Origin of the sequence: uncultured Muribaculum sp. (assembly GCF_910583865.1) — a bacterium.
GTDB lineage: Bacteria > Bacteroidota > Bacteroidia > Bacteroidales > Muribaculaceae > Muribaculum.
In genome coordinates this window covers 1-8,074 of the sequence record NZ_CAJTYX010000065.1, presented here as the reverse complement: position 1 = coordinate 8,074, position 8,074 = coordinate 1, and the positions used below count along the sequence as shown (strand labels likewise).

Sequence of the window (8,074 nt, the reverse complement as noted above, 5' to 3'; positions counted from 1 at the left end):
TTCAAGATGTTGGACTCTCTGATTTATGGTTTAGCGGACAGTAATAATAAAAAATCATATGGACTAAGGCTTTGGATATGCTCAAACGAACCCGAAATATGTGATTTCATGACAAACAACTTAAAGGGAGGGGATTTATCAATTATAAAATGCAATAAATGCCGTGACGGATATCTAATTGTCCGGGAGGGCAAAGACGCGCCGTTTTTAGGATGCACGAACTACAAACCTGACAAGACAGGATGCGACAACTGCATGACAAAGGAATATTATAAAAGATATATCAATTATAATTCGCGGAAATAGATTTTTTCGAAATCATTCGAAAAAATCTATGCGAGCATGGAGGCGGCACGGGAAAGGGCGCTGATGAAGGCGTCGACCTCGGAACGGGTGTTGTAGAGGGCGAAGGATGCGCGCACGATACCCTCCACTCCGAGGCGTTGCATGAGTGGCTGGGCGCAGTGGTGGCCCGTGCGCACGGCCACACCCTGCTTGTCGAGGAGCATCCCCACATCGTAGGGGTGGCTGTCACCGATGAGAAACGAGATGATGGCGTCCTTGCCGGGAGCCGTGCCGAAGATGCGCAGCCCGGGGATTTCACCGGTCATGCGCTCTGTGGCATAGTCGAGCAACGCCCTTTCATGCGCCTCGATATTGTCATAGCCGATTGACGACACATAGTCGATGGCGCGCCTGAAGGCCGCTATGTCTACGAAATCCGGAGTGCCTGCCTCGAATTTGAACGGTAATTCGGCAAAAGTGGTATGCTCAAACGTAACATGGCCGATCATTTCCCCACCGCCTTGATAAGGGGGCATCTTCTCAAGCAGTTCACGACGCCCGTAGAGCACCCCCACACCTGTAGGGCCATACATCTTGTGGGACGAGAACACATAGAAATCACACCCGATAGCCCTCACGTCGACGGCACAATGGCTGACGGCCTGCGCGCCGTCGATAAGCACCGGCACGCCATGCTCATGGGCCACAGCCGTAATCTCCTCAACCGGGTTGACCGTTCCGAGCACATTGCTCACATGGGTGACGGCCACCATGGCGGTCTTGTCGCTGAACAGCCGCCTGTAAGCGTCGAGGTCGAGCACGCCGCTGTCGTCCATAGGGATGACCTTAAGGGTGACGCCTCGTCCTATCAGCTGCCAAGGCACTATGTCGGCATGATGCTCCATCACGCTGACGATTATCTCGGATCCGTCGGGAATCAGGCGCCCGTAGGAGGAGGCCACGAGGTTGATCGCCTCGGTGGTGCCGCGCGTAAAAATTATCTCGGCCGTGTCGGCGGCATTGATGAACCCGCGCACACGCTCGCGCGCCTCCTCCTGAAGGAGAGTCATCTCCTGCGACAGGGCGTGCACTCCACGGTGAACATTTGCCTTGGAGTGGTAGTAGGCGTGCCTGATCGCCTCGACCACGCACGACGGTGTCTGCGACGTGGCCGTATTGTCAAGATATATGAGCGGCTTGCCGTAGACCGTGCGGTCGAGCGCCGGGAAGTCGCGGCGGTATGAATCGGTGTCCATGATGATTTGTATATGTAGTTATTCCTGCCTTATGTGGCAGTCTCCACAGAAGGAGGTGCGTCCGTGCAGACGCATCTCTACCAGATGGCGCAGACGGTCGCGCAGGCCTTCGAGGCCCACGGTGTCGATCACGTCGGCCATGAACGCCTGCATAAGCATCGTGCGCGCGGTCTTTTCCGATATACCGCGCTGACGCATGTAGAACAGGGCGTCCTGATCAAGCTGGCCCGTGGTGGCTCCGTGGCTGCACTTCACGTCGTCGCAGTAGATGAGCAACTGCGGCTTTGTATGCATACGCGCACCGGCAGAGGCAAGCAGGTTGCGGTTGCTCTGATAGGCCTCGGTGAGAATAGCCCCCGGATGGACCGTTATGCCACCCTCGAAAGCACCACGCGCATCATCGTCGAGGATATACTTGAACATCTGGCGGCTGTGGCAACGCGGCGCACGGTGGTTGACCGTAGAGTCGTTGTCGACATGCTGCTTTGCCGAGCCTATGGCCATACCTCCGAGGAACGTGTCGCAATGTTCCCCGTCGATGTCGATAGTATACTCGTTGCGGGTGACGCCGTTGCTGAGAGTAGTGCCGTTTATAAGCAGGCGTGACCCCTCTTGCTGACGTGCGTAAGCCATGCTCCAGCGGGACGTCATGGCCGACGACTCCTCCATGTCGTAAAGTTCGAGCGATGCGTTGCGCCCCAAGCTGATCTCAACCACCTGCTCGGAAAGGTAAGCACGGTCGCAGTCCTGGGTATGGTCGCACACAAGGAGCTGCACCGAAGCATCGTCCTCCACAATGACGAGCATACGGCGGAAAGCGGCCGTAGGCACCGACGAACTGAATATGTTGACAAGCTGCAACGGCTTCTCCACGCGTACACCGCGCGGGACGTAGACTACCACGCCATCCTGAGCGAGAAGCGTGTTGAGAGCCACGCCGACATGCGCCATGGGAGCGATACTGCCATAAAGGCGCGAAACCAGGTCGGGACGCTCGACACCCATCTTGGCGAGCGATCCGAATATCACATCCTCGGGAAGGCGCTGGGCGTTTCCCTCGGCGGGGATAAACGTGTCGTTGAGCACGAAACCCATCACCGTGGACATGCGCGGCACCTCGCAACGGAAAGTGGAAGCCACATCGACAGGGATGTGCAGCCGCGTGATGTTGACACCGAAATCGGGCGCGAGCATATCCTCTATCGAGGTTTTCTCATACCCCTCGCTACGTGTGGTGGGGAGCTTCGCCCCCGCCAACGCCTCCAAAGCGACCGGACGCAATGCATTGAGCACCGGTGCCGAATGGACGTCGATGGATGCGGCGTTGTCGCGGTAGAGACTGATATATTGATCGATACTGGTCATGGCAACAAAAAGTTACTTAGCGTCGACCTCCTCCTTGAGCCAGTCGTAGCCGCGTTCTTCCAATTCAAGAGCAAGCTCCGGTCCGCCGGTACGGATGATGCGCCCCTTGTAGAGCACATGCACAAAGTCGGGCTTGATGTAATCAAGCAGACGCTGGTAGTGGGTAATGACTATCGTGGCGTTACGGTCGGTCTTAAGGGTATTGACTCCCCCCGCCACAATGCGCAGCGCGTCTATATCGAGACCCGAGTCGGTCTCGTCGAGAATGGCCAGGCGTGGTTCGAGCATAGCCATCTGGAAAATCTCGTTGCGTTTCTTCTCACCTCCGGAAAATCCCTCGTTGACAGAGCGCGACGCAAGTTTGTTGTCAAGCTCTACGATAGCGCGCTTCTGGCGCATGAGTTTCAGGAAATCGCTCGCCGAGAGTGGCGCTTCATTGAAGTATTTGCGTTTCTCATTGACGGCGGCACGCATGAAATTGACCATGGTCACTCCGGGAATCTCCACCGGATATTGGAACGAGAGGAAAAGGCCCTCGTGACTGCGGTCCTCAGGTGAGAGGTCGAGCAACTGTTTCCCATGGAAATCTACCGATCCGCCGGTCACCTCATAACCGGGAGCGCCGGCGAGCACCATAGAGAGGGTAGATTTTCCGGAACCGTTAGGGCCCATGATGGCATGTACCTCGCCATCGCGCACCTGAAGGTTGATTCCCTTGAGTATCTCCTTGCCGTCGATTGAGGCATGGAGATCCTTTATATCTAAAAGCATGTCTTGCATAACGTATTGTTTTCTTATTTATCCGACACTTCCTTCGAGCGAAATCTGAAGCAGTTTCTGGGCCTCGACGGCAAACTCCATCGGAAGCTTGTTCATCACCTCCTTAGCATAACCGTTGACGATAAGACCAATAGCCTCCTCTGTGGGTATGCCGCGCTGGTTGCAGTAGAACACCTGGTCCTCGCTGATCTTCGAGGTGGTGGCCTCATGCTCCACGACGGCGGTGTCATTCATCACATCTATATAAGGGAACGTGTGCGCGCCGCAGTCAGGCCCGAGGAGCAGCGAGTCGCACTGCGTGTAGTTGCGGCAACCGTCGGCACCGGGGGCCACCTTCACCAGACCGCGATAGCTGTTCTGGCTATGACCGGCCGAGATGCCCTTGCTGACAATTGTGGAGCGCGTGTTACGTCCGAGATGTATCATCTTGGTGCCCGTGTCGGCCTGCTGGCGGTTGCGGGTGACTGCCACCGAGTAGAATTCCCCCACGCTCCCCTCGCCCTTGAGGATACAGCCGGGGTATTTCCACGTGATGGCCGAGCCGGTCTCCACCTGTGTCCAAGAAAGCTTTGAATAGTCTCCACGGCAGAGACCACGCTTGGTGACGAAGTTATAGACCCCGCCGCGCCCATCCTTGTCGCCGGCATACCAGTTCTGCACGGTGGAATACTTGACTTCGGCGCGGTCCTCCACAATAATCTCGACAATGGCGGCATGCAGCTGGTTCTCGTCGCGCATCGGGGCAGTGCACCCCTCCAGATAGCTGACATATGAATCGTCATCGGCCACGATGAGAGTACGCTCGAACTGCCCGGTGCCGGAGGCATTGATACGGAAGTAGGTGGAAAGCTCCATCGGGCAACGCACGCCCTTAGGAATATATACGAACGAGCCGTCGGAAAACACGGCCGAATTGAGCGCGGCGAAAAAATTGTCGCGGTACGACACCACCTTGCCGAGATAACGGCGCACGAGGTCGGGATAGTCGCGCACTGCCTCGGAGAACGAGCAGAAAATTATGCCGAGCTGGGCAAGTTTCTCCTTATGCGTGGTCTTGACCGACACGGAGTCCATTACGGCATCCACGGCCATGCCGGAGAGCATCTTTTGCTCGGCTAGAGGTATACCGAGCTTGTCGAAAGTCTCAAGCAGCTCCGGATCCACCTCATCAAGGCTTTTCGGTCCTTCTTTCTTGCGCGGGGCGGCATAGTAGCTTATCGCCTGATAGTCGATAGGCGGAATGTCGAGATGTGCCCACCGGGGCATCTCCAGGGTGAGCCAATGGCGGTAGGCCGCCAGACGGAACTCCAGCAGCCACTCAGGCTCTTGCTTCTTGGCCGAGATAAGGCGTATGACCTCCTCGCTCAGGCCGCGTGGTATGACATCCGTGTCGATGTCGGAGACGAAGCCGTATTTATATTCTCCGGAAGTGACATCCTTTATCACATCGTCATTCCCGGCATCCGGCTTATTTGGTTTATCAGCGCTCATATCTACAGAGACAGATAATTTCATTCAGTTCATTAATATGTGTAAACGCCGCAGAAGATGCAATTGTTGGCTATGCATACCGCAGACACACTTTTCACACCGGCAAAGGCATGATAGTCCCGGTACCATGCACTACGATACCGAACATGGCCGGAGCTATATGCATCACCCACGGCAGCATCTCTCCGTCCATCAGGGTAGATGTCGTGAAGATATCGCTGGCGGGAGCAGCCATATGCCACAGATTCAGCAATATGCTTAGCACAAGCATCCACTTGAACAGCCCGAAAGCTCCGCCGAGCAGATGATCGAGCCATCCGAACATCAACGCATGGGTCATCTTGTGAAGCATGGATGCCACAACGCTCACGGTGAGCCAGACAAGGATAAATAGAACAACATTACCCACAATCGCAGCGGAGGTAGCCGATTCAAAGGTACCCGGAAGCATCGTCATGAGAGTGTCGCCTGCCTGCGCACCGAACATACGGCACGCAACAAGCCCCAGCACTATCCCACCGAGCGATGCGACCTGACATATCAGGCCTTTCCATACGCCGACGGCTATAGAGCCGAAAAGCACACATGTCAATATGATGTCTATAACGCTCACCTTTTCCGCTGCAACGTCAACACGAAAACAATTGCAAAATTAACAAATCCCCGCGACTTGTCCAACGTGGATGCAGGCGAATCGTGTCGGCGCGCAAACGTTAAAATCTGAACAAATAGCGGCTTGATGTGTAATAACAATAGGATGCGGTATTTACCGTAGAATATGGTTATATAGAATATTATAATAATAACAACTTTTTTACTTCAAAACTTCTATTAGTATCTATCAATTTTCTAAATGTATCTATTATGAAAAAGCTATTTATTGCACTTGCGGCAGTGGCCATGTCGTTATCAGCAAGCGCCCAGTCATGGTGGGTCGACGGTCAGTTAAGCGCCAACCAGAACAAACACGGCGATTTCAAGAACATCAGCGTGGCTGTACTCCCTGAAATCGGCTACAACATGGGCGATTGGGATATCGCAGCCCAGATCGGTCTTGCCTATGCACATCAGAAAGATGGTGACGGCGCATCGATCCATGGAGCTTCGTTCAAGTTCAACCCGTTTGTGCGTTACACATTTGTCAACATCGGTAAAGTCGGATTCTATGTAGATCTTGCCGGACAGTTCCAGACCGGTAAATTCTTCGACGAGGACGTTGCCGGAGAAGAAATCATCAACGGCACACTCTGGGGCATCGGCCTCAAGCCCGGAGTTAAGTATGCCATCAACGACCACGTTATATTCTCGGCCGCTCTTGGTTTCGCAGGCTACAAACGCTGCCACGACTACGAGTTCACCGGACTAAGCTTCAACACCGGCAACATGAGCCTTGGTGTAACCTACGTGTTCTGACCTGATCATTCTCAATACCCCGCGACCCGACGGACATGCACGACATTGTTCCGCCGGGTCTTTTATTTGCAAACATCCATTACCTTTGTTGCGCCTTGCAACTCATATCACCTGCAATTCCATTATCAATAATAGGATAGAGGCGCTCCCAAATGGGAACGCCTCTTATGTGTGAATCATATGGTCAGTATATCGTTTGATCAAGATTGCCTTGATAAGTAGCGGCGATTGTAATAGTGTGTTATTATAGATGTGTTTTATGCAATGCGAGACCTTGTCTCCGCAAAAATATCTTTAGAGCAATTGATTGAGTCATGCTTCGGACTTAAGTCCTTGACAGGAGAGATGAGTCATAGGTGTCGTATCGTTTTTCAAAGGAAAACAGTATGACGGCTAATGCCTCAACGATAATCCTTGAGGGTCTGCTGGAGGCGCTGACGGGCAAAGAATATGCGGCTCTTGACGGTGCCAAGAGGAAGATTCATCTTTTCAGCAATCTCGTTGTACTTATAACCGGCCACGTGCATGGAGAACGGAATGCGGTAGTCGTCGGAGAACGCATCGATGGCAGCGGTGATTTCCTTTGCCGCAACCGAACCTTCAGGAGTCTCGAAGCCGGAGTCCTGCGGGAGATTGAGGTGATAGAGATCCTCGGTCTGATCTATAATCGTAGCGGAGCGAACGACCTTACGGTAGTTGTTGATGAAGATATTACGCATGATCGTGAACACCCATCCCTTGAAGTTTACGTTGTCGACATACTTGTCCTGATTGTCGAGCGCCTTAAGTGTAGTGTCCTGAAGGAGATCGTAAGCGTCGTCACGGTTAGATGTGAGGATGTAGGCAAAGTTCAGAAGATTTTTCTGGAGACCTAAGAGCTTGGTTTGGAAATTTGACGAACCCATAACTTGATATTTTAGTGCGTTGTTTTTTATGACTCTTGTTCGTTTCATTCATCACACAAACGTGTTACAGAATGATTACATTGCAAATGTAGTAATAATATTTATACGCGCAATAGTTTTTTGAAGAAAATTTTACATAAAATCATTTTTTAACATTTCAAAAATAATATCTCACTGCAAATCAATGAATTACATTTTATTGAATTCGATATCAAAATTTCAATCATATTACAATTCACTCACAATTCCGTGTAATGCCGTCGTATTAACATAATTTTAAGTTAAACGCATGTTACATTTTTCAAAGTATTGATGCGTCAGGCATGGTTCACACATAAATAAGACTTTATTAAACATACACAACATTATAACCAAGATGTTGCAGCATTGTAACATCTTGTCTCCTGAAATATCCATATCAAACATACCCGATCGGGACACATAATTTCATATACCCACGTACAAGCACATACGATAAATATACAAAAACAGCCATTCATATACAACGATGGCCGTGCACCGAGACACGGCTGACGCATCTTAATTTTATACAACATCAAAACTTTTTAAAGCATAGAG

At 52.0% G+C, this 8,074-nt stretch carries 8 protein-coding genes; 2 read left to right on the top strand and 6 right to left on the bottom strand.

What is annotated here, in order from left to right; translation table 11 throughout:
- A partial coding sequence (locus QZ303_RS10395) for a hypothetical protein (RefSeq protein WP_295732488.1) occupies window positions 1-306 on the top strand: 306 nt, incomplete at its 5' end.
- A gap of 26 nt (window positions 307-332) precedes the next feature.
- Here the strand turns inward: QZ303_RS10395 and QZ303_RS10390 are convergent.
- The 5 genes from QZ303_RS10390 to QZ303_RS10370 all read right to left on the bottom strand — a co-directional run bounded on the left by QZ303_RS10390 (window position 333) and on the right by QZ303_RS10370 (window position 5,790).
- Entirely contained in the window at window positions 333-1,541 is a 1,209-nt protein-coding gene (locus QZ303_RS10390; RefSeq protein WP_295732486.1) for an aminotransferase class V-fold PLP-dependent enzyme, read from the bottom strand.
- An 18-nt stretch (window positions 1,542-1,559) separates the two neighbouring features.
- Window positions 1,560-2,906 (bottom strand): Fe-S cluster assembly protein SufD, encoded by a 1,347-nt coding sequence (gene sufD / locus QZ303_RS10385; RefSeq protein WP_295732483.1) that lies wholly within the window; start codon window positions 2,904-2,906, stop codon window positions 1,560-1,562.
- Between the two features lie 12 nt (window positions 2,907-2,918).
- The gene (sufC, locus tag QZ303_RS10380) at window positions 2,919-3,677 is read right to left on the bottom strand and encodes a Fe-S cluster assembly ATPase SufC (RefSeq protein ID WP_295732481.1); all 759 of its coding nucleotides are present in this window, start codon (window positions 3,675-3,677) and stop codon (window positions 2,919-2,921) included.
- A gap of 27 nt (window positions 3,678-3,704) precedes the next feature.
- Window positions 3,705-5,177, bottom strand: a complete 1,473-nt coding sequence (gene sufB / locus QZ303_RS10375; protein ID WP_295732479.1) for a Fe-S cluster assembly protein SufB — start codon at window positions 5,175-5,177, stop codon at window positions 3,705-3,707.
- A gap of 94 nt (window positions 5,178-5,271) precedes the next feature.
- Window positions 5,272-5,790: a CvpA family protein gene (locus QZ303_RS10370; RefSeq protein ID WP_295732477.1), complete on the bottom strand. Its 519-nt coding sequence runs from the start codon at window positions 5,788-5,790 to the stop codon at window positions 5,272-5,274.
- Window positions 5,791-6,041: 251 nt separating this feature from the next.
- Here QZ303_RS10370 and QZ303_RS10365 point away from each other — a divergent pair, with 251 nt between their 5' ends.
- Window positions 6,042-6,590, top strand: a complete 549-nt coding sequence (locus QZ303_RS10365) for an outer membrane beta-barrel protein (protein WP_295732475.1) — start codon at window positions 6,042-6,044, stop codon at window positions 6,588-6,590.
- A 401-nt stretch (window positions 6,591-6,991) separates the two neighbouring features.
- On the opposite strand, the gene QZ303_RS10360 is transcribed toward QZ303_RS10365, so the two are convergent.
- Entirely contained in the window at window positions 6,992-7,495 is a 504-nt protein-coding gene (locus QZ303_RS10360; protein WP_295732473.1) for an RNA polymerase sigma factor, read from the bottom strand.
- Between the last annotated feature and the right edge of the window lie 579 nt (window positions 7,496-8,074).

Excerpts from the sequence above, each read along its gene's own strand:
- QZ303_RS10365 (WP_295732475.1), top strand. The coding sequence starts at position 6,042 with ATGAAAAAGCTATTTATTGCACTTGCGGCAGTGGCCATGTCGTTATCA.
- sufD (WP_295732483.1), bottom strand. The coding sequence starts at position 2,906 with ATGACCAGTATCGATCAATATATCAGTCTCTACCGCGACAACGCCGCA.
- QZ303_RS10360 (WP_295732473.1), bottom strand. The coding sequence starts at position 7,495 with ATGGGTTCGTCAAATTTCCAAACCAAGCTCTTAGGTCTCCAGAAAAAT.
- sufB (WP_295732479.1), bottom strand. The coding sequence starts at position 5,177 with ATGAGCGCTGATAAACCAAATAAGCCGGATGCCGGGAATGACGATGTG.
- sufC (WP_295732481.1), bottom strand. The coding sequence starts at position 3,677 with ATGCTTTTAGATATAAAGGATCTCCATGCCTCAATCGACGGCAAGGAG.
- QZ303_RS10390 (WP_295732486.1), bottom strand. The coding sequence starts at position 1,541 with ATGGACACCGATTCATACCGCCGCGACTTCCCGGCGCTCGACCGCACG.